Raw genomic sequence first — 21649 nt, 5'->3', positions numbered from 1 at the left:
GCCCAGCAGCGTATGTTCTAACCATGAGCGCAGGCGCCGAGGTCCGGGCGTGGCGGCCCGGACTGACCGGGGTCGTCGAGGTCCTGCACGCACACTTCCCGTCGCACGCGTACCCGAGCCACACGCACGACGCGTGGACGATCCTGATCGTCGACGAAGGCGTGGTGCGGTACGACCTGGACCGCCACGAGCACGGCCTGGCCCAGTCGAAGGTTTCGCTGCTGCCACCGCACGTCCCGCACGACGGCCGGTCGGTCCTCCCGCAGGGCTTCCGCAAGCGGGTGCTGTACCTCGCACCGGACCGGCTCGGCGACGGCTTGATCGGTGCAGCAGTAGATCAGCCGGAGTACGCCGACCCGCTGCTGCGGCACCGGATCCACCAGCTCCATGGAGTGCTCTCCGACGGCCAGGAGCACCTGGAGGCCCAGAGCCGCTTGACGTTGATCGAGGAGCGTCTGAGCCAGCATCTCCGGCACGACGTGGTGACTCCACCGGACCGGCGCGACGCCGGGGTGGCCGCTCGGTTACGGGAGCTACTGGACGCGCACGTGACGGAGGGCATCACGTTGGAGGACGCTGCGAAGCTCGTCCACGCCCATCCGGCGCACCTGGTCCGCGCGTTCACCCGCGAGTACGGCATGCCGCCGCACCGCTACCTCACCGGCCGGCGCGTCGACCTGGCCCGCCGGTACCTGCTGGACGGGCTCCCGGCGGGCGATGTCGCCCCGCTGTCCGGTTTCTACGACCAGTCGCACCTGAACAGGCACTTCCGCAAGATGCTCGGCGTCACCCCGACGAGCTTCAGGCGTTCGGCCGGTCGACCATCCTGAGCAGCTGGGTCCGGTTGGCGACGCCGAAGCGGCGGTAGAGCCGCGTGAGCTGGGACTCGACCGCCTTCACCGACAGGTACAGCGCCGCGGCGATCTCCCGGTTGGTGGAGCCGTCGCGGACCATCGCGACGATCTGCAACTCGTTGTCGGTCAGCTCGCTCGGCTGCCGGCTCCGACTCGGTACGTCGAGGCGCGCCAGCTCGGTCTCGGCCACCTCACGCCACGCGGGAGCACCCAGCGCCTCGAACTGCTCGATCGCGTCCAGGAACGCCGTCCGAGCCACCGACCGGCGACGCGCCTGCCGCGCGACACGGCCGCGGGTCAGCTCGCACCGGGCCAGGTCGAGCGGGTAGACCCGGTCGCCCGCCGTACTGATGGTCTGCTCGAGCAGGTCCAGCGCCGCCGCCGGGTCGCCCTGCTTGGCGATCAGCAGCGCCTCGGACCGGGCCAGCCCGACCTTCACCACCACCCGGTCCAGATTGTCCGCCCGGCCCCGGATCTCGGCGATCAGTGCCGCCGCGTCGTCCAGCCGGCCGGCCGCGACCAGCGCCTCGGCGTAGTCGGCGTGCCACGGGATGACGGCCGGGTCGTACGGCATCGCCGCCTCACCCGACTCCGCGATCGCGTCGAACGCCTCGACGGCCCGCTGCGGGTCACCGGTGAGTACGCCGATCAGTCCGAGGCTGGCCAAAGCCGGACCGGTCCACTCGTCGTTGCCGACCAGCCGGACACCCTCCAGCGCGGCCTCGGCGAGCTGCCGACCCATGGCGGCCGAGCCACCGGCCCACTCCGCCCGGCTGGCGACGACCATGCCGACCTCAGCCTCGTCACCGATGTCCTGCATCAGCTGGTAGCACTCGTGACCCGCGGCGAGCGCGTCCGCACCCCGCCCGCTGCGCTCGTAGATGGCGGTGGCCGAGATCAGTGCCGAGGCCAGCCAGCGCATCGCGCCCTGGTCACGGACCTCGTCGACCAGCGCGGTGATGGCCGCGATCGCCTCCTTGTTGCGACCGCGAAAGAGCTCTCGCATGGCAGCCATCTGCCGCGCGTTCACCACGGTCCGGGTCAGCGGCAGGCCGGTCGCCAGCTCAGCCGCCTGTTGCAGCAGCGCATCGGCGGGCTGGCCGGCGTCGCGGGCCATCTGCACCGAGCTGGCCGCGCTCAGCGCGTCGACCAGGGCTTCGGTGTCGCCTGCCTCCCGCGCGAGGTACTCCGCGATCCGCGCGTCCTCCTGCGCCTCGTCCAGGCTGCGGTCGAAGTAGTGGCTGTGGCTGCGCTCGATCCGCACCCGCGCCTCGAGCCGGTGGTCTCCCCCGGCCGCGTCGAACGCCTCGGCCAGCAGCTCGACCCGGCGGTCCCGCTCCGGCCATACGGCGTCGGCCCGCAGCAGCAGCGCGGGCACCTTCGTGCTCGGTGCTGTGGCCGACTTCACCGCGAGCCGGGCCATGTCAGCCGACTCGGCGAGGTGCCCGGCGGCCGCGGCGTCGTCTGCAGCCCGCGTGAGGCGCCGGGCACGCTCGTCCGGCTCGGTGCTCGGCGTACGCTCCGCCGCCAACCGCCAGAGGGTCGCAGCGGCACCCGGTGCACCGCGGCCGGCGGCGACCGCAGCTGCCTCCTCGATGGTGGCAGCCAGCTCGGCGTCGGCTTCCTGGGTGGCCAGGGCGCGGTGGGTCGCGTTCTCGACCGGTTCGTCGACCACGGCCGCGAGCTGGGCGTGCGCCTGGCGGCGGGCGGCCGACGTGGCTTCGGCGTACACGAACTCGCGCAGCAGCGGGTGGCTGAAGCGGAGCCGCTCGGAAGAGACGTCGATCAGGCCGAGCGACTCGGCCTCGGCCAGCTCGGTGTCGATCGAGCGGCCGAGGGACTGCGCGAGCTGCGTCGCGGTCGGGCGGGGCGAGGACGCCGCGTGGAGAAGCAGCTCGTGGGTCGCTGGGCTCAGATCGGACAGGCGGTCGCCCAGCAGGGTCTTCAGCCTGCTGGACACCGGCAGCGGGTCGTTGGGCGAGACACCCTGCGGGTGCCGCAGTACGGCGCGACCGAGCTCCAGCGCCATGAACGGGTTGCCGGCGCTCGCGGTGAAGATGCGGCGGGCAGTGCGGACCGGGAGCGGGTTGGACAGGCGCTGCCGAAGCAGACCGAGCACGTCGGGCTCTGCCAGCGGGGGCACCTCCAGCTGCAGCACGGGCTCCGGGCACGCTTCGGCCATCACCGGAAGGTCGCCGTCGGCCACCTGCTCGGTAGCGAGCATGTGCACGCCGTCGGAGAGGCGCCGCGCGCAGAAGGTCAGTACCTCGAGGCTGGAGGGGTCGACCCACTGGATGTCGTCGACAACCAGGAGGACCGGTCCGTTGGTCGCGAGGCGACGCAGCACCTGCAGCACGGCGAGGCGGACGGCCAGCTCGTCCCGGACGGTGTCCGGAGCGCTGGCCTTGAGCAGGGCGACCTCCAGCGGCTGGCGGAGGTGGTCCGGCAGGACCTGCCAGGCGAGCTCGAGCTGGTTGGACAGGAGGTCGAGGAGGGTGACGTACGGGAGGCCGGCTTCCGACTGGGACGGCGCGGCGCTGAGGACGCGGCAGCCGGCCCGGGCTCGGTCCGCGACGAGCGCGCGGCCGAGGGCGGACTTGCCGATACCGGTCGGGCCGTACAGAAGGACGCTGCCACTCGTCTCGAGCTGCTTGGTCGCACGCTCGACCAGCGCTCCCCGTCCAACCAGCTCGTCGTCAGTCATCTAACTCCTCGAATGATTTCCCTCGCTCGATTATCACAGTCAACGACCATCCGACACGGCGAGTGTCACATGAGGAAACCGTCTCGTCACCATCCTGACATCCGTGGCTGCCCAGATCAGAGCAGTCAGCGCGGCACTGAAGTGCCGGGACACCGGATGGTCTCGTGCCTCGTAGACAACTTGCGGACAAACGGCAACCGCCTGCCGTGCGCTTCCACGGCAGGCGGTTGAAAAGTGGATCGTCTAGATCGACTCGAGGTCGCGCTCGATCGCGGCCAGCTCCTCCTCGGAGCCCTGGACCTTGGGACCGGTGAACCACTTCCGGGCCGAGGCGAACCAGTACGTCGCCGCGAAGCCGAGCACCACCAGCACCGCGACCGGCGTGTAGTTGAACGTGCTAGCGGTGACCGGGCTGACCTGCGGCAGCATGAACAGGATCGTGATGAACACCACCCACACGATCGCCACCACCCCGATCGGGCGGCTCCAGCGGCCCAGGTTCCACGGACCGGGCTGGAAGTTGCTTCCCTGCAGCAACCGCAGCAGCGTGGGCAGGACGTAGGCGATGTAGAGACCGATCACCGCGATCGACGTGACCGCGGCGTACGCCGTCGTGTTCCACAGGTACGGCAGACCGAGGAGGAACGCGGCGCCGGCGGCCAGCCAGATCGCGTTCGTCGGCGTCCGCGTCCGGTGGTTGATCTTGTGCCAGAACGCCGAGCCCGGCAGCGCGCCGTCCCGGGAGAACGCGTAGATCATCCGCGAGTTCGCCGTCACCGAGGACATCCCGCAGAACAGCTGCGCGCCGATCACGATCAGCAGCAGGAGTTTCGCGGTGACCGTCCCGACCGCGTCGAGGAAGATCTGCGCGACCGGCTGGCCGGTGTCGCTGTGCAGCGAGCCGTCGTAGTTCTGGATCGCGAAGGTCAGCCCGATCAGCAGCACCCAGCCGGCCACCACCGAGACCAGGATCGACATCACGATCCCGCGCGGCCCGGAGCGCGAGGCGTCGTGCGTCTCCTCGGTCATGTGTGCGGAAGCGTCGTACCCGGTCAAGGTGTACTGCGCCACCAGCAGGCCGAGCAGCGCGACGTAGAACGTGGATCCCCAGCCGGTGTTGTTGACGAAGTGGCCGAACACGAAGCCGGCCGACTGGTGCTTGTCCGGCACGAACACCAGCGCGCCGACGATCAGCAGGACGCCGGCGATGTGCCACCACACGCTGATGTCGTTGAGCTTTGCCACCAGCCGCACGCCGAACGAGTTCAGCAGGCCGTGCACGACCAGGATGATCCCGAACAGCAGGATCGTATGCCCGGGCGTCGCGCTGAACCCGAACTGCAGATCCAGGAACGCGTTCAGGAAGGACGCCGCGCCGAAGTCGATACCGGCCGTGACCGCGACCTGGCCGAGGAAGTTGAACCATCCGGTGAACCAGGACCAGGCCGCGCCGTTCGACGGCGCGAGCTTCGCGGCCCAGTAGTACAGGCCGCCCGCGGTCGGGAAGCTGGAACACACCTCGGCCATCGCCAGGCCGACGAACAGCGTCATCAGGCCGACGATCGGCCAGCCCCAGATGATCATCACCGGACCGCCGGTGTTCATCCCGAACCCGTACAGCGTCAGGCAGCCGGACAGGATCGAGATGATCGTGAACGACACCGCGAAGTTGGAGAACCCGGACATCGTCCGGGCCAGCTCCTGCGCATAGCCGAGCTGGTGCAGGCGTTGCTCGTCATCGGTCATCGGCGCGGATCGGTCGTTGCTCATCGATGCCTCCCAATGGTCTTCTCACAGACCTTTACGCAATTGAGGCATCCGGGTGCCGGGGTGTCAAGGAGTTACGCGAGAAACGCCCGGAGCAGGGCCGCGGTCCCGGACAGGTGCTCCTGCATCGCCTGCCGCGCCGACGCCGCATCGCCGGAAAGGATGGCCGCCACGATGGCCGCGTGCTGGTCGTTGGAGTGCTCGATGTTCCGTTCGAGCAGGGGAATCGCATCGAGGAGCTCGTTCAGGCGCATGCGTACGTCAGCCGTGCAGGAGAGCAGCGAGGGCGAGCCGGTGAGTTCCGCGATCGCCAGGTGCAGGCGGGAGTCGAGCCGGCGATAGTCGGCCAGGGAGGCGGCGGCGTTCTCGTCCAGGCAGCGCTGCAGGTGGTCGCGCTCGGCGCGCGAGAGCCGACGGTCGGCGGCGGCTTCGGCCGCGCCGGTTTCCAGGACCGCGCGCAGGATCAGCGCGTCGTCCAGCCCGGCGCCGAGGTCGCGCGCGAGCTTTCGAGCCGGGGTACGGCGGGGTGCCGGGAGCTGCTCGTTGACGAACGTCCCGCCGTACCGGCCGCGGCGGGACTCGACGTACCCGGCCTCGGTCAGCGCGTGGATCGCCTCCCGGAGGGTGACCCGGCTGACGTTCAGCCGGGCCGCCAGGTCGCGCTCGGCGGGCAGCCGCTCGCCCGGGCCGACGACGCCGAGCTTGATTGCCTGCAGCAACCGCTCGACCGTCTCCTCGAACGGGTTCCCGGTCCGGACCGGCCGGAACACCGCAGCGTCTGCCTGGGCCACCATCCCTCCAGACTAAAGGGGGGTTACGTAGGCGCCTGAGATTCCGCCGTCGACGAGGAACGTGTTGGCGGTGATGAAGGAGGCGTCGTCGCTGGCCAGGAAGGCGACCGCGGCGGCGATCTCCTCCGGCTCACCGAACCGGCCCATCGGCACGTGCACCATCCGGCGCTGCGCCCGCTCGGGGTCGCTCGCGAACAGCTCGGTCAGCAGCGGCGTGTTCACCGGCCCCGGGCAGAGCGCGTTCACCCGGATCCCCTGCCGCGCGAACTCGACCCCGAGCTCGCGGCTCATCGCCAGCACGCCGCCCTTCGAGGCGGAGTACGAGATCTGCGAGGTCGCGGCGCCCATCACGGCCACGAAGGACGCGGTGTTGATGATCGAGCCGCGGCCCTGCCGCTGCATGTACGGGATCGCGGCCTTGCAGCACAGGTAGACCGAGGTCAGGTTGACCTCCTGCACCTTCCGCCACGCCTCCAGGCCGGTGTCCAGGATCGAGGCGTCGTCCGGCGGCGAGATCCCCGCGTTGTTGAACGCGATGTCGACGCTGCCGTAGGTGTCGAAGGCCTGCTGGAAGAGGTTGTCCACCGCCGCCGGGTCGGTCACGTCGGTCGCCACGAACAGCCCGCCGACCGCGTCCGCCGCGGCCTTGCCCGCGGCCGGATCGACGTCCCCGATCACGACGTGCGCGCCCTCGGCCGCGAACCGCCGGACCGTGGCCAGGCCGATCCCGCTGGCCCCACCGGTGACCACAGCGACCCGGTCCTCGAGCCGGTGAGCGTTGCCCGACATGTCCACAGTCATTCAGTCCTCCGTGCTGATGAAGATGTTCTTGGTCTCGGTGAACGCGGTCAGCGCGTCCGGCCCGAGCTCGCGGCCCAGCCCGGACTGCTTGTAGCCGCCGAACGGCGTCGAGTACCGCACCGACGAGTTCGAGTTCACCGACAGGTTCCCGGCCTCGACCCCGCGCCCGACCCGCAGCGCCCGGCCGACGTCCCGGGTCCAGATCGACCCGGACAGCCCGTACTCGCTGTCGTTCGCGATCCGCAGCGCGTCCGCCTCGTCCTCGAACGGAACCACCGCGACGACGGGCCCGAAAATCTCCTCCCGCTGGGCCTGCTCTGAGCCGGGGGCCAGGACAGTCGGCGGGAACCAGAAACCGGGGCCACTGGGTGCCGTCCCCTGAAAGGCACAGTCCTGGGCGTACGAAGCGACCCGCTCTAGTTGAGCCTTCGAGATCAGCGGACCCATCTCGGTCGCCGGATCACTCGGATCTCCCACCTTGAAGCTCTTCACCGCAGGCTCGAGCAGCTCCATGAACCGCTCGTACGCCGTCCGTTCGACCAGGATGCGCGACCGCGCGCAGCAGTCCTGGCCGGCATTGTCGAACACGCCGTACGGCGCTTGCGCTGCCGCCTTCTCGAGGTCGGCGTCCGCGAAGACGACGTTCGCGGACTTGCCGCCCAGCTCCAGCGTCACCCGCTTCACCTGGTCGGCACAGCCGGCCATGATCTGTTTGCCGACTGTCGTGGAGCCGGTGAAGACGATCTTGCGGACGGACGGATGAGACACGAAACGCTGGCCTACCGTCCGCCCTGGACCGGGGATGACTTCGAGTACGCCTTCGGGTAGTCCGGCCTGGAGCGCCAGCTCGCCCAGGCGGATGGCTGTGAGGGGGGTTAGCTCGGCCGGCTTGAGGACGACCGTGTTGCCGGCGGCCAGGGCGGGGGCGAAACCCCAGCCGGCGATCGGCATCGGGAAGTTCCAGGGGACGATGACGCCGACGACGCCGAGCGGCTCCTGGAAGGTGATGTCGATGCCGCCGGCAACGGGAATCTGCCGGCCGAAGAGGCGTTCCGGGGCGGCCGAGTAGTACGTCAGGACGTCGCGGACGTTGCCGGCCTCCCAGCGGGCGTTGCCGATCGTGTGGCCGGCGTTCTCGACCTCCAGGGCGGCCAGGTTCTCCAGGTCCGCGTCGACCGCGTCGGCGAACCGCCGGAGCAGCCGGCCGCGGTCGGCGGGGGTGACCTCTCGCCAGGTCTCGAAGGCTCGCGCGGCGCGGGCGATCGCGGCGTCCGCGTCGGCCTCGGTGGCGAGCTCGATCGTCCGGACCACCTTCTCGGTCGCCGGGTTGATCACGTCGTACGTCATGCAGCTCTCCTGATCAGCGCGGTGAACAGCCGCAGGTCGTCGGGTGTCTCCTCCGGGTGCCACTGCACCCCGAGCGCGAAGTCGTGGCCTTCCACCTCAGCCGCCTCCACGGTCCCGTCACCGGACCGGGCAGTCACTCTCAAGCCCGGCGCGATGACGTCGAGCGCCTGGTGGTGGTAGCAACTCCCGTACGCCCGGTCGCCGAGGATCCCGCCGGTCAGGCTGTCCGACTCGACCTTGATCTCGGTCCGAGCGAAGACGCCAGGCCCACCGCGGTGGTCGTCGCCTGCGATCACATCGGGCAGATGCTGGTGCAGCGTCCCACCCAGCGTCACGTTCAGCATCTGCAGCCCACGGCACACCGCCAGCAACGGCAGATCACGCTCCAACGCGCCCTGAATCAACAAACGTTCGTGCTCGTCCCGCCCCGGTCGGGTATCAACCGTTTCAGGATGCGCATCCTCGCCGTACAGTCCCGGGTCAACATCACAGCCCCCTGAAACGACCAATCCGTCAAGGATGTCGAGAACGCTGACGTCGGTCCCGACCGGTGGCAACAGGAGTGGCGTACCGCCAGCGGCGACCACCGAGTCGACGTAGCTACGCGGCAGGATCGCGGACTCGCGTTCCCAGATGCCCCACGTGGCGGTCTCCAGGTACGTCGTGATGCCGATGCGCGGCCTAGAGGCGTTCGAAGCCACGGACTCGCTCCCAGTCGGTGACGGCGGCGTCGTAGGCTTCCAGCTCGACCCGCGCGGTGTTGGTGTAGTGGTCGACCATCTCGTCGCCGAACGCCTCGCGGGCGATCTTCGACCCGTTGAAGAGTGCGGCCGCCTCGCGCAGCGTCGACGGGACGTGCTCCTTGTCGGACTCGTACGCGTTGCCCTCCAGGAGCGGCTCCAGCTCGAGCTCGTTCTCGATGCCGTGCAGGCCGGACGCGATGATCGCGGCGACGGCGAGGTACGGGTTCACGTCGCCACCCGGTAGCCGGTTCTCCACCCGGAGCGAGTCGCCGTGCCCGACCACGCGCAGCGAGCAGGTCCGGTTGTCCAGGCCCCAGGCGACCGCGGTCGGCGCGAAGCTGCCGCGGACGAACCGCTTGTAGGAGTTGATGTTCGGCGCGAGCAGGTAGGTGAACTCGGGCAGGCAGGCGAGCTGGCCGGCGATGAAGTACTCCATCAGCTGGGAGAACCCGTGCTCGCGCTCCCCGGCCAGCACCGCCTCGCCGTCGTCGGAGCGGAAGCTGAGATGGATGTGGCACGAGTTGCCCTCGCGCTCGTCGTACTTCGCCATGAACGTCAGGCTCTTGCCGTGCTTGGCCGCGATCTCCTTCGCGCCGGTCTTGTAGACCGAGTGGTTGTCGCAGGTCGCGAGCGCCTCGTCGTAGCGGAACGCGATCTCGTGCTGGCCGAGGTTGCACTCGCCCTTGGCGGACTCGACGTACAGGCCGGCGCCGGTCATCCCGTTGCGGATGTCGCGCAGCAGCGGCTCGATCCGGGAGGTGCCGAGGAGCGAGTAGTCGACGTTGTACTGGTTCGCGGGGGCGAGATCGCGGTACCGCCTGTCCCAGGCGGCCTCGAAGGTGTCGTCGAAGACGATGAACTCCAGCTCGGTGCCGACGTACGCCTTCAGCCCCCGGTCTGCGAGCCGCTCCAGCTGCTTGCGCAGGACCTGGCGCGGCGAGGCGACCACAGGCTGCCCGTCCAGCCATTCGACGTCGCAGAGCACCAGCGCGGTCCCCTCGAGCCACGGCAGGAGCCGGAGCGTGTCCAGGTCGGGCGCCATCACCAGGTCGCCGTACCCGCGCTCCCACGAGGACATCGCGTATCCGTCGACTGTGTTCATGTCCACGTCGACAGCGAGGAGGTAGTTACAGCCCTCGGTGCCGTGCTTCAGAACCTCCTCGACGAAGTACCGGGCTCCGCACCGCTTGCCCTGCAACCGGCCCTGCAGGTCGGTGATCGCCACCAGCACCGTGTCGACCTCGCCGGCGTCGACCAGCCTCCGCAACTCCTCCACGCTCAACGCAGCCACAAGCACTCCCGGAGTCTATTGGTCTGTTTCCAGTCCATTGACTCAAGCCCGGCGGCTCCTGTCAATGCGGTGCCACGGGGCTTGTCAAGGCGGCGCCACGGCGCTTGTCAATGCGGTGCCACGGCACCGGTCGGCCAGGTAATCGGTTGGCAGCTCCCGGCCGGATGCGCAAAATCGGGGGATTCGGCCGCACCGCCCAAGCGGCCCCACCACGGAGGACGCACTATGCGATCTTTCATCACCCGCCCCCGCGCCCTGGCCGTTGTGCTGGCCGGTACGGCGCTCACCCTCAGCCCACTCGGTGGATCGGCGATGGCGAAGCTGCCGGCCGACCAGGTCGGGAACCCAGCGTGCTTCACGCCGGCGGACGGCCCCGCCGCTCGTGGCGGCCACGGCGCCGACCACCGCGAGCTGTCCGCCGCCGAGCAGCGAGCGATCGACGCCAAGACTGCGCAGATCCTGAAGGCCAAGGCCGCCCGCGGCCTGGCGCCGGCGGCCGGCACCCTGGCCTCGGCGAGCGTGCCGGTCTACGTGCACGTGATGCGCAGCAGCACCGGCGCCGGCGACGTCACCGACACCCAGATCTCGCAGCAGATCACCGAACTGAACCAGGACTACGCCGGCGGCGAGTCGTCGCAGGCCGCGAACACCGGGTTCACCTTCTACCTGGCCGGCACGGACCGCTTCAACAACGACCAGTGGCACAAGGACAAGCAGAGCACCAGCTACCGTTCACAAACTCGCAAGGGTGGCAAGAACGCGCTGAACATCTGGCTGGTCGACTTCTCGTACCTCGGCATCGCGACGTTCCCGTGGGACTACGCGAGCAACCCGTCGATCGACGGCATCCGGGTCGAGTACAGCTCGCTGCCCGGTGGTTCGGCGACCAACTTCAACGAAGGCAAGACCGCGTCCCACGAGGCCGGCCACTGGTTCGGGCTCTACCACACGTTCCAGGGCGGCTGCACGAGCACGAACGACTCGGTCTCCGACACGCCGGCGCAGAGCAGCGCCAGCAGCGGCTGCCCGACCGGTCGCGACTCCTGCTCGCTGCCCGGCCTGGACCCGATCCACAACTACATGGACTACTCCTACGACTCCTGCTACAACCAGTTCACGCCAGGCCAGTCGTCGCGCATGAGCAGCATGTGGACTGCCTACCGAGCGTGACCACGAGTGCCTTTGGTCCGACACGCGACTGTGACATCTGGACCATGAGGCAACTAGAGTGCCGCCGATGCGTTTGCTTCTGACGGCCTGCGCGACCACCGCACTGGTGGCCTCCGGACCTCTGACAGCAACCGCCGCCGGCCAGGGCCCCCTAGGCACGCAGGGCCCGGTCGGCGGCGAGTTGCTGACCGCGAAGCCGACGGTCGTCGCCGACGGGGCGGCACCGCCGGCTGTCCAGGCATCGGCGTACGTCGTGGCCGACCTGGACACCGGCAGCGTGCTCGCCGCGAAGGCTCCGCACGCGCAGCTCCGCCCGGCCAGCACGCTCAAGACCCTGACCGCGCTGGTCCTGCTGCCCCGGCTGAAGAAGACCGATGTGGTGACCGGCTCGCCCGCCGACGCCGGGATCATCGGCAGCAAGGTCGGTGTGTACCCGGGCCTGAGCTACACCGTCGACCTGCTCTTCCAGGGCATGTTCCTCGCGTCCGGGAACGACGCCGTGCACGCGTTGTGCGCGCACGACCAGGGCGGCATCCCGGCGACGATCCAGCGAATGAACGAGAAGGCCAAGGACATCGGGGCGCTGGACACCCACGTGACCGACCCGACCGGGCTCGACGCCGACGGGCAGTACTCCAGCGCCTACGACCTGGCCCTGTTCGCGCAGGCCGGGCTGAGCCGCCAGGACTTCGCGAAGTACGCGTCGACGAAGTACACGAACTTCCCGAACGTCGGGAACAAGGGCACCTACCAGGTCGCGAACCAGAACAAGCTGCTGTTCAACTACGCCGGCGCGCTCGGCGTGAAGACCGGCTACACCACGCTGGCCCGGAACACGTTCGTCGGCGCCGCCCGCCGCAACGGGCACACGCTGGTCGTGACGATGATGAACGCGCCGCACGGCATCACCGAGGACGCCAGCAACCTGCTGACCTGGACGTTCGACAACTACAGCCGCCTGAACCCGGTCGGCACGCTGGTCAAGCCGGCGGACGAGCCCAAGACGTCCACGCAGGGCAAGAACAGCACCGAGGAGCAGCCGAAGACCGGGTCCGCACGGCCGTCCCGCAGCCGGACCGTCCTCAACCCTGGGCAGGCAGTGCAGTCGCTGGCGCTCCGGATCCCGGTCTGGGCGTACGCCGCGCCGCCGGTGATGCTGCTGGGGTTGTTCCTCCGGCGGCCACGGGCGCTACGCCGCCGCAGCGCGCGTGGCCGGCACTAGCGCCGTACCGAACGCAGTGCGCGGACGGCCTGGACGGCGATGGTGGTCAGCGTGGCGCCCAGCACGGCGCCGGCGGCCACCGCGACCGTGTCCGCCTTGCGCTGCGGGATCGGGACGACCTTATAGCGCTTCCCGGGCGGACCGAGCAGCAGCGGCTCTTCCTGCGACTGCCCGGCCGGCAGTGGTTCCTCGGCCAGCCGCAGTCGGCTCTCGCTCACGGCGGCCGCGTCGAGGCTCGCCTCCTTGGTCCACGCGGCGATCAGCATGATCACGCGGGTCATCAAGTAGATCCACACGAGCAGGGCGAGCGGCAGAGCCAGCGTGCCGTACGCCGCGTTCGTACCGATGACGTGGCTGACGTAGATGTTGCCGAGCTTCTGGGCCAGGTAGAACACCACGCCACCCACCAGAGCGGCGATCAGCGTCACCTTCCGCGGCAGCAGGATCCGTGGCAGCACGGTCTCCATGTAGACGAACAGCACCGCGCCGGCGGCGATGCCCAGCACCACACTGAGCAGGGTCAGACCCCAGTTCGCCACCCAGGTGCCGTCCAGGTCGGCGGCCTCGACGATCCGCTTCGACAGGCCGGTCAGGATCGACGACGCGCCGGTGGCGATCAGGCCGATCACGCCGAGCCCGATCAGCGCGCCGAGGTCCACGCCCTTGAGCTTGACGGCGTTGCCCGGCTGGTCGTCCAGCTCGTGCATCGAGCGGATCGAGGCGCGCAGCGAGTCGATCCAGCCGAGCCCGGTCAGCAGCAGCGACACGCCGGAGATCAGCCCGATGGCGCCGGCGTGCGAGATCAGCGAGTCGATGTCGATGTTGTTGCCGATCCCGGGGAGGTTCTCCCGCAGGCCCTTCTTGAGCGCCTTGATCGCCGCGTCGCCCAGCAGCGGGCCGGTGATCGCGGCGGCCAGCACGATCAGCGGGAACAACGAGAGGAACCCGAAGAAACTCGTTGCCCCGGCCAACCGGTTGCCGCGGCGGTCGCCGTACCGCTTCCAGGCGCGCCACAGCTGCGACTTGCTGAACCGCGCCCAGACGCGCTTGATCGTACCCATGAGACTCCTGTACCCGAGAGTGCCGGGCTCAGCCTGCCAGGGGGAAGGATCGTTGCGGGCGCCACACGCCGTCCGCGCCGTGCTCGTAGCGGCTGAAGTACTCGGCCTCGAAGTCGCAGTCGTACTCCGACAGGGCGTCGTACGCGCGGTCCAGCGCGTCCTTGTCCAGATCGTGCGCGACCGTGACGTGCGGGTGGTACGGGAACTTCAGGTCGACCTGGAGCGGGCCGGAGCGGACCTGCGACTGCAGCACCTCGCAGGACGAGATGCCCTCGGCCAGCGGCACGAACACCACCGGGGAGACCGGCCGGAAGGTCGCCGTACCGCGCAGCCGGATCCGGAAGGCCGGGAACCGGGCCGCGACCTCGAGCAGGTGGTCGTCGATCACCGCCAGGTCCGCGTCGTCGATCTCGGTCGGCGGCAGCAGCGTGACGTGGGTCGGGATCGACGCAGCCATCGGGTCACCGAACTCGGCCCGGTACTTCTGCAGCTCCGAGCCGTAGGGTTCCGCGATCGGGATCGCGACACCGATCGTCGCCATCCGGGGCCTACCGGCCCGATCCCGGCGTCGGGCCGGGAACGAAGCCGAGGCGATCGTAGACCCGGGCCAGCGTCGGCTCGGTGACGGCTCGGGCCCGCTCCGCGCCGGCGGCCAGGATCGCGTCCAGCTGCGCCTTGTCGTCGAGGTACTCGAGCGTCTTCTCCCGGAACGGCGTGACGAACTCGACCACGACCTCGGCCAGGTCCTTCTTGAAGTCGCCGTACCCGCGGCCGGCGTACTCGTCCTCGAGCTCGCTGATCTTCCGGCCGGTCAGCGCCGAGTAGATGGTCAGCAGGTTGGCGACGCCGGCCTTCTGCTCCGGGTCGAAGACCACGTCGCGGCCGGAGTCGGTGACCGCGGAGCGGATCTTCTTCGCGCTCGCCTTCGGGTCGTCGAGCAGGTCGATGATGCCGGCCGGGGACGAGCTGGACTTGCTCATCTTCGCGCCCGGGTCCTGCAGGTCGGAGATCTTCGCGGTCTCCTTGACGATGTACGGCTCGGGCAGCCGGAAGGTCTTGCCGAACCGGTGGTTGAACCGCTGGGCCAGGTCGCGGGTCAGCTCCAGGTGCTGGCGCTGGTCCTCGCCGACCGGGACCCGGTCGGCCTGGTAGATCAGGATGTCGGCGGCCTGCAGGATCGGGTACGTGAACAGGCCGACGGTCGCGCGGTCGGCGCCGCCCTTGGCGGACTTGTCCTTGAACTGCGTCATCCGGCTGGCCTCGCCGAACCCGGTCAGGCAGCCGAGCACCCAGGCGAGCTGGGCGTGCTCGGGGACGTGCGACTGGACGAAGAGCGTGGACCGCTCCGGGTCGATCCCGGCCGCGAGCAGCTGGGCGGCCGAGCGCCGGGTCCGCTCCCGCAGCGCCTTCGGCTCGTAGTCGACGGTGATCGCGTGCAGGTCGACGACGCAGTAGAACGCTTCGTGGTCGTCCTGCAGCGCCACCCACTGCCGCACCGCGCCGAGGTAGTTGCCGAAGTGGAAGGAGTCCGCCGTCGGCTGGATCCCGGACAGCACCCGAGGGCGCCGCTGAGACCCGGCTGCGGAGGGGTCAGACGCAGCATGGGACATGAACCCGATTCTGCCAGCGCCCCAAGTCCAGGGCGCACCCGGGCGGGTCATTCAGCTCATAAAACCGCGGTTATGGCGCTCACCCGAAGAGTTACCAGGACCAGCCGCGGGAGGTTAGTTCTTGTTCTTCTTGCCAGCGCTTCTCTTCGGGGTGCAGGGCCGCGGGGTCGCTCGGCACGCCTGCGAGTTTGCAGGCTTCGTCCAGGAGGTCGTCGTACGCGGCTTCGACCGCCATCAGGCGGTGGGCGCGGGCGTAGACGTTGGGGGTGGACTCCAGGCGGCGGATCTTGGTGGAGAGGTAGCCGAGGCGGGTCTGGATCCAGAGGGTGTCGAAGGGGTCGGGCACAGGAGTACGCCGGCGACGGAACATGCGACGCACGCGCGCCGTCCGGCGGCCCAGAGCCCGGCGCCACCGCGAGGGCGGCGGGTTGGGGAGCAGGAGGTTGAGCAGGGCGCAGAGCATCAGGAACAGAACCAGAACACCCAACCACGCCATCGCCGCACACTCCCTGCTACGAGGGTACGGCGAGCGGGCCAGGACGGCGACCAAGATTTATCCGTTCGTAGCCGGGTTGCCGTCGACGGCGGCGGCGAGCTTGGGGACCAGCTGGTCGAGGACGGTCGGCAGGCTGAGAACCGACACGAAGCTGGTCGCGCCGTACAGCTCGTCGTCGTTGTCCTCCTCGATGAAGATGTCCCGCGCCTGCGTCCGCACCTTCAGGTTCCTGTACAGCGGATCCGCCTTCAGCTTGGCGGTCCCACCCTTCTCCGGGAACCACACCAGCGCCTGGACGTCGAGCAGCCCGATCCGCTCCGCGCTGAGGTTCCCGCCGAACCTGTCGCCGATCACCTTGTCCAGCCCGCCCGGCAGCGAGAACCCGAAGTCGGTCAGCAGCCGCGACCGCGGGTCCTGCGTGCCGTAGACGAAGTACCCCTGGTACGGCGACGCCATCAACGCCGTCCTGCCCTTGAACTCCGGGTGTTCCGACCGCACCGCCGCGAACCGTCCCTCGATCCCCTGCACCAACTCGTCCGCCTCGGGGGCCTTCCCGACCGCCTGCCCGACGGTCCGCGCCACGTCCTGCCACGCCACCCCGTAGTCGGGGACGCCGGCCGGCTGCGCGACCGTCGGCGCGATCGCCGTCAGCTTCCGGTAGTCGTCCGCGGTGATCCCGGAGTACAGCCCGATGATCAGATCCGGCCGCAACGCCGCGATCTTCTCGAACTGCAGCCCGTCCTTGTCGCTCAGCACCTGCGGTACGGCGCCATCCCCGAGCTTCGCCTTCGCCCAGGGAAACAACGCACCCGGCTTCTCCCCGAACCACTCGGTCGTCGCCACCGGTACGACGCCCAGCGCGAGCAGCGCGTCCTGCTCGACCAGCCCTACCGTCACGATCCGCTGCGGCGCTGCCTTCACCACGGTGTCGCCGTACTTGTTCTTGATCGTCACCGGAAACGCCCCGCCGGCGGAGCTTGCGGCCGCGGGCTCGTCCTTCGAGCCACTGCCACAGCCGGTCAGGGCCAGCAACAGCACAGACAGCAGCACCAGCGGGCGCATAGGAACCTCACAGAACCGGGAGTTAGGTTGCCCTAACCTAACAAACCCCTCAGTCCCGGTGGTACTTGGTCACTCCCTGGTCCTGCTTGAGCTTGTCGGCTGCGGCCTGGATCTGGGCCGCCCAGCCTGAGGCCGCCAGGCCGCCGGTCAGGAACTGGCCGGTCGCCGTTGCCGCGGTGGTTGCGAGGTCCGGGTACCAGCTGTCGAAGTACCAGCTGATGACTTGGTCGCCGGCCGCGGTGAGGAGATCCCGGGCCGAGCGCAGTGCCGTGCCGATCTCCAGCCCGTCGGCCGCGCCGCGGACGATCGTGAGCTGATCGGACTCCGAGCTCACCTGCGCGGCCACGTCCTTCGACAGCATCGCCCGGAGATACTCCAGGCCGCCGGCTGCGTTCTTCGCCTTCGCCGGCACCAGCAGCGGAGCGGTCGCTGCGACGTGCAGCCCGCGCGGCAGGGCCGGCGACCCGTCGAGCGGCGGTACGGCGAACATCGTCAGCGCGAAGTCCGCCGGGATCACCTGCTTCATCTCGTTCTCGAGCCAGTTGCCGCACGGCAGCAGCCCGGCCTTGCCCGCGAAGAACCGCTTCTGCGAAGCGATGTGGTCGTACCGCGCGCTCCCGGCCGCGATCAGCCCGCGTTTGCGGAGCTCGCCGACCGCGGTGATCGCCCGGGTGATGCTCTGGTCCTTCCAGGCGCCGTCGTCGAGGTTGTCGATCCGCTTCACCACGTCGTGCCCGCCGCTCTTGGCGGCGAGCGTGAGCACGAGCTCGAGGGCGTAGTACGGATGGGTGCCGGCGTACGTGAACGGGCCGAGTCCGGCCGCCTTCATATCGGTGCCGAGGGCAAGCAGTTGCGGCCAGGTGGCCGGGACTTCCCAGTCGTTGCGCTGGAAGAGGCCGGCCGAGTACCAGAGCCCGTAGACGGTGGCGACGTAGTTGAGCGTCCGCTGCGTGCCGTCGTACCGGCCGAAGTCGAGCATGCCCGGCAGCAACGAGTCCTTCACCGTCGTGCCCTGGTCGTCCCAGGACGGCGCGGCCAGCAGCTGCTGCAGGTCGGTGAGCTGGTCCTCACGGACGAGCCGGCGCAGGTCGAGCGCGTCGTCGCCGGTGTTCAGCAGCACGTCCGGTGGCGTGCCGGTCTGGAACCGCGGCAGCATCGCCTCCGAGAGCTGCGCGGTCACCTTGGGCGTGATCGCGGCGCCCGGATACTTCTTCCGGTACGCCGCCGCCGCGAAGCCGCCGTACTCCTCGCTGACCACCGCGTCGACGGGCAACGTCCCGTCGACGGTGAACGGGTTGCCCGCCGCGGCGGTCGGGCGGGTGTTCGTCGGACCCGAGGAACACCCGCTCACGACCGCACCGACCAGTGCACCCTGGAGCAGCGTCCGCCGTGTCAGCACGACGGCAGGCTATTACTTGACGCCTCCGGCGGTGACGGAGACCTGCAGTTGACGCTGGAAGATGATGTAGACGACCAGCACCGGCGCCACGGTGATCACCACGGCCGCGAACAGGGCGCCGAAGTCGACCGCGTACCCGGCCTGGGACGCGAACGAGGCCATGCCCTGCGAGAGCACGTAGTTCTTCGAGTCGGTGTTCAGCGCGACCGGGAGCAGGAACTGGTTCCACAAACCCAGGAAGTTGAAGATCGCGACCGACGCCATCCCCGGTCGCGCCATCGGCAGCATCACCGAGAAGAACGTGCGCCACTCACCGGCTCCGTCGATCTGCGCCGCCTCGTAGACCTCGCCCGGCAGCGCCTTGAAGAAGCTGTGCAGGAAGAAGACGGTGAACGGCAGCGCGAACGCGACGTACGTGATGATCAGCCCTGGCAGGGTGTTCAGCAGCGAGAGGTTCTTCAGCACGAAGAACAGCGGCACGATCGCCAGGAAGACCGGGAACGTCAGTCCGGCCAGCATCGAGTAGTAGATGATCCGGTTGCCGGGGAACGTGAACCTGGCCAGCACGTACGCACACATGGCGCCGAGGATCATCACCAGCACCAGCGCGGAGCCCACGACGATCACGGTGTTCGCGAAGTAGCGACCGATACCGGCCGTCGTCCAGGCGTGGCTGTAGTTCTCGAACCGCAGCTTGTGCGGCAGTGTCAGCGGGTTGCCCAGGACCTCCTGCGTCGACTTGAACGAGGACAGCAGCGTCCACAGCAGCGGCAGGATCACCAGCAGCGACCACAGGATCAGCGCGATGTGGGCGGTCGTGGCGACGCCCTTGCCCTCCTGGGTCCCCTTGCCGGGTACCGGGGAATCGGCGACCAGGTCGGCCCGGTCGGCGGCAGTGGTTGTCATCGGCGTACCTTCCGCTCACGTCCGCCGGTCAGGGCGTTCACCACGAAGACCAGGAGCGCGAACAGCATCGTCACCGCGGCCAGGATCACGCCCATCGCCGTCGAGTAACCGAACTGTCCCTTGGTGAAGGCAGTGGTGAACAGCTGCTGGGGCATCACCAGGGTCGAGTTCTGCGGCCCGCCGCCGGGGTTCAGCGCCTGCATGTAGACGAAGGCGTCCAGCGCGGCGATCCCGAGGTAGATGTAGGCCGTCTGCACGTTGTCGCGGATCAGCGGCACGGTGAGCGAGATCGCGGTCCGGAACCGGCCGGCGCCGTCGATCCGGGCCGCCTCGAACACCTCGGGGTCGATGCCCCGGATGGCGGCGATGAACAGCACCATGTAGAAGCCGACGAAGCCCCAGATCATCACGAACATCGAGGCCGGCATCGCGGTCCGCGCGTCCCCGAGCCACGCGTAGTTCTCGAACTGGTGCAGCCCGATCTTCGACAGCACCGCGTCCAGGATGCCCGAGCCGGGCGTGAACACCTGGGCCCAGATCAGGCCGATCACGATCGCGGGGATCACGTACGGGAAGAACGAGACGATCCGGTAGTAGCCGGAGTTGCGCAGCCCGCGGACCGTCCCGGTGCCCGAGCCGCCGATCGTCACCAGCGTGGCCAGGGTCAGCGACAGCACGATCGTCACGATCGGTACGACGATCGCGAGCAGCACGTTGTTGCGCACGGCCTTCAGGAAGATGTCGTCGTGGAACAGCCGGACGTAGTTGTCGAAGCCGACGAAGTTCTGCCCCGCGCTGAAACCGGACCAGTCGGTCAGCGAGTAGTACAGCGCCTGCACGAACGGCGACACCACGAAGATCACGAACACCGCCAGCGGCAGGCCGAGGAACACGACCATGAAGCTGACCCGGTCGAACGTCAGCGGCCGGCGGCGCCGGGGGACGGACCGCTGGGGTCCGCCTCCCGGCACAGCCTCTTGCGTACTGGTCACTTGCGCACTGGTCACTTGGTGACCGGGATCTTCTTGACGGAGCTGTCGTTCCGCACCTTGTCGGTGATCTGCTGCAGGCCCTTGGTCAGGCCCGCCGCGTCCAGCTGGCCGGACAGGAACGAGTTCCAGACCACCAGTTGGTCGGTGTTCATGCCGTACAGGCCGAACACCTGGTAGTCGAAGATGTTCGTGCCGGCCGCGTCCAGCATCGCGGTCTGCGACTGCAGCGCGGTCGAACCGAAGCCGTCCGCGGGCACCAGGCCCTTGACGATGGTCGGCGCCAGCCGGGTCTTGGCGAAGTTGGTCGCCGCCTCCTTGGACAGCATCGCCCGCAGCAGCTCCTTGCCGCCGGCAACGTTCTTGCCCTTGGCCGGGACGATGAACGGCTCGCCGGCCGCGCTGCGCAGCGACTCGTACGGCAGCTTCGGGCTGGAGGTCAGCGTCGGCTCCGGGATGCCCTTCATCTTGAAGCCGTCCTTGGTGGCCTTCTTCATCTCGTTCTCGATCCACGAGCCCGAGGGGTAGAGGATGGCCAGCTGGTCGTTGCTCCACTTCGCCTGCGCGGCGGTGAACTGGGTGCCGGCGCCACCGGGGACGAAGTAGCCGTTCTTGACCATGGTCTCCATGGCCTTGAAGACGCCCTGGAGCTGCGGCATCGACCAGCACTTGTCCTTCAGGTTCTCCAGCGCCAGCCGGACCTCGTCGCCACCCTCCTTGATCGCGGAGTCGACGGCCAGGGTGTGGTAGTACGTCGCGGCTTCCTTGCCCCAGACGAACAGGTACTTGCCCTTCGCCTTGGCCTTGGCGCCGAGGTCGAGCAGGTCGTCGTACGTCTTCGGCGGCGTCCACCCGTTCGCCTGGAACAGGCTCTCGGAGTACCACAGGCCGTAGAGGGTGAGCACGTAGTTCATCGCGACGAACTTGCCGTCGAAGGTACCGGGGTTCTTGGCACCCGGGTACAGCGTGTCGGCGATCTTCGTGCCCTCGTAGTTGTTGGCCTCGAAGACGTCGTCCAGCGTCGCCAGGCTGTCCAGGATCGTGTTGAAGCCGATCTGGTTCGCGCCGGAGTTGTCGATCAGGTCCGGCGGGTTGCCGCCGACGAAGCGCGGCTGCAGCTGCTGGGCGATCTGGGTGGACGGGGCGACCTTGACCGTCGAGCCGGACTGCTTCTTCTGCACGATGTCGGCCGCGAACTGCACGTAGTCGTAGCCGTAGCCGCCGTTGAAGATCACGGCGTCGACGGTCGACTTCGCCGCCATGCCGAACGGGTTGTCCGCGGTCTTGTCGGCGCCTCCACCGCCGCTGCTGCTGTTGTCGCTGCCGCCGGCGGCACAGGCGGCCAGCAGCGTGCTGCCGCCGGTCGCCAGCAAGGTGCCGACCGCTGCGCGCTGCAGGAACAGCCGCCGCGACAGGTTGTTGGGAGTGCTCATTGG

The 21649-nt window shown here is 69.0% G+C and carries 19 protein-coding genes; 3 read left to right on the top strand and 16 right to left on the bottom strand.

The genetic code is table 11. From position 1 onward, the window contains the following. Nucleotides 1-23 precede the first annotated feature (23 nt). The gene (locus tag AB0E69_RS29690; protein ID WP_360153308.1) at nt 24-830 is read left to right on the top strand and encodes an AraC family transcriptional regulator; all 807 of its coding nucleotides are present in this window, start codon (nt 24-26) and stop codon (nt 828-830) included. Here the strand turns inward: AB0E69_RS29690 and AB0E69_RS29685 are convergent. From AB0E69_RS29685 to AB0E69_RS29655, 7 genes are all read right to left on the bottom strand, one after another. Beyond that, complete coding sequence (locus AB0E69_RS29685) at nt 802-3558, bottom strand: AAA family ATPase (RefSeq protein WP_360153305.1); 2757 nt, start codon at nt 3556-3558, stop codon at nt 802-804. The genes AB0E69_RS29690 and AB0E69_RS29685 overlap by 29 nt on opposite strands. A 243-nt stretch (nt 3559-3801) precedes the next feature. Next, complete coding sequence (locus AB0E69_RS29680) at nt 3802-5328, bottom strand: amino acid permease (RefSeq protein ID WP_360153302.1); 1527 nt, start codon at nt 5326-5328, stop codon at nt 3802-3804. A gap of 71 nt (nt 5329-5399) precedes the next feature. Next, nucleotides 5400-6119, bottom strand: a complete 720-nt coding sequence (locus tag AB0E69_RS29675; protein WP_360153299.1) for an FCD domain-containing protein — start codon at nt 6117-6119, stop codon at nt 5400-5402. Between the two features lie 9 nt (nt 6120-6128). Next, entirely contained in the window at nt 6129-6917 is a 789-nt protein-coding gene (locus AB0E69_RS29670) for a 3-oxoacyl-ACP reductase (RefSeq protein ID WP_360153297.1), read from the bottom strand. Then, on the bottom strand, nt 6918-8264 hold the full coding sequence (locus AB0E69_RS29665) for an aldehyde dehydrogenase family protein (protein ID WP_360153294.1): 1347 nt from the start codon (nt 8262-8264) through the stop codon (nt 6918-6920). Then, on the bottom strand, nt 8261-8965 hold the full coding sequence (locus tag AB0E69_RS29660; RefSeq protein ID WP_360153291.1) for a gamma-glutamyl-gamma-aminobutyrate hydrolase family protein: 705 nt from the start codon (nt 8963-8965) through the stop codon (nt 8261-8263). The genes AB0E69_RS29665 and AB0E69_RS29660 overlap by 4 nt, the downstream gene beginning before the upstream one ends. Beyond that, nucleotides 8946-10304: a glutamine synthetase family protein gene (locus tag AB0E69_RS29655; RefSeq protein WP_360153288.1), complete on the bottom strand. Its 1359-nt coding sequence runs from the start codon at nt 10302-10304 to the stop codon at nt 8946-8948. The genes AB0E69_RS29660 and AB0E69_RS29655 overlap by 20 nt, the downstream gene beginning before the upstream one ends. A 219-nt stretch (nt 10305-10523) precedes the next feature. Here AB0E69_RS29655 and AB0E69_RS29650 point away from each other — a divergent pair, with 219 nt between their 5' ends. Together AB0E69_RS29650 and AB0E69_RS29645 are read left to right on the top strand one after the other, a co-directional pair. Then, nucleotides 10524-11468 (top strand): zinc metalloprotease, encoded by a 945-nt coding sequence (locus AB0E69_RS29650; protein ID WP_360153285.1) that lies wholly within the window; start codon nt 10524-10526, stop codon nt 11466-11468. Nucleotides 11469-11535: 67 nt separating this feature from the next. After that, nucleotides 11536-12690: a D-alanyl-D-alanine carboxypeptidase gene (locus tag AB0E69_RS29645; protein ID WP_360153282.1), complete on the top strand. Its 1155-nt coding sequence runs from the start codon at nt 11536-11538 to the stop codon at nt 12688-12690. Here AB0E69_RS29645 and AB0E69_RS29640 read toward each other — a convergent pair. The 9 genes from AB0E69_RS29640 to ngcE (AB0E69_RS29600) form a co-directional block, all read right to left on the bottom strand. Continuing rightward, nucleotides 12687-13751, bottom strand: coding sequence for a YihY/virulence factor BrkB family protein (locus tag AB0E69_RS29640; RefSeq protein WP_360153279.1), 1065 nt, complete (start codon nt 13749-13751; stop codon nt 12687-12689). The genes AB0E69_RS29645 and AB0E69_RS29640 overlap by 4 nt on opposite strands. Before the next feature lie 28 nt (nt 13752-13779). After that, the gene (locus AB0E69_RS29635; protein WP_360153276.1) at nt 13780-14292 is read right to left on the bottom strand and encodes a 2'-5' RNA ligase family protein; all 513 of its coding nucleotides are present in this window, start codon (nt 14290-14292) and stop codon (nt 13780-13782) included. A gap of 7 nt (nt 14293-14299) precedes the next feature. Next, complete coding sequence (gene trpS, locus AB0E69_RS29630; RefSeq protein ID WP_360153273.1) at nt 14300-15361, bottom strand: tryptophan--tRNA ligase; 1062 nt, start codon at nt 15359-15361, stop codon at nt 14300-14302. Nucleotides 15362-15452: 91 nt separating this feature from the next. Continuing rightward, the gene (locus AB0E69_RS29625; RefSeq protein ID WP_360153270.1) at nt 15453-15857 is read right to left on the bottom strand and encodes a hypothetical protein; all 405 of its coding nucleotides are present in this window, start codon (nt 15855-15857) and stop codon (nt 15453-15455) included. A gap of 57 nt (nt 15858-15914) precedes the next feature. Beyond that, nucleotides 15915-16919 carry an iron-siderophore ABC transporter substrate-binding protein gene (locus AB0E69_RS29620; protein WP_360153267.1) on the bottom strand — a complete coding sequence of 335 codons (1005 nt, stop codon included), beginning with the start codon at nt 16917-16919 and terminating at the stop codon, nt 15915-15917. 49 nt (nt 16920-16968) lie between these two features. Beyond that, nucleotides 16969-18318: an N-acetylglucosamine/diacetylchitobiose ABC transporter substrate-binding protein gene (ngcE, locus tag AB0E69_RS29615; RefSeq protein ID WP_360153264.1), complete on the bottom strand. Its 1350-nt coding sequence runs from the start codon at nt 18316-18318 to the stop codon at nt 16969-16971. A 12-nt stretch (nt 18319-18330) separates the two neighbouring features. After that, nucleotides 18331-19224, bottom strand: a complete 894-nt coding sequence (locus AB0E69_RS29610) for a carbohydrate ABC transporter permease (RefSeq protein WP_360153261.1) — start codon at nt 19222-19224, stop codon at nt 18331-18333. Next, complete coding sequence (locus tag AB0E69_RS29605; RefSeq protein WP_360153258.1) at nt 19221-20216, bottom strand: sugar ABC transporter permease; 996 nt, start codon at nt 20214-20216, stop codon at nt 19221-19223. Before AB0E69_RS29605 ends, AB0E69_RS29610 begins: the two co-directional genes overlap by 4 nt. 11 nt (nt 20217-20227) lie before the next feature. Continuing rightward, nucleotides 20228-21646: an N-acetylglucosamine/diacetylchitobiose ABC transporter substrate-binding protein gene (ngcE, locus tag AB0E69_RS29600; protein WP_360153255.1), complete on the bottom strand. Its 1419-nt coding sequence runs from the start codon at nt 21644-21646 to the stop codon at nt 20228-20230. Nucleotides 21647-21649: the final 3 nt, after the last annotated feature.

The sequence above is a fragment of the Kribbella sp. NPDC026611 genome (assembly GCF_040638345.1).
In the GTDB taxonomy this organism is placed as follows: Bacteria; Actinomycetota; Actinomycetes; order Propionibacteriales; family Kribbellaceae; genus Kribbella.
This window is presented reverse-complemented; position numbering and strand designations above follow the sequence as displayed.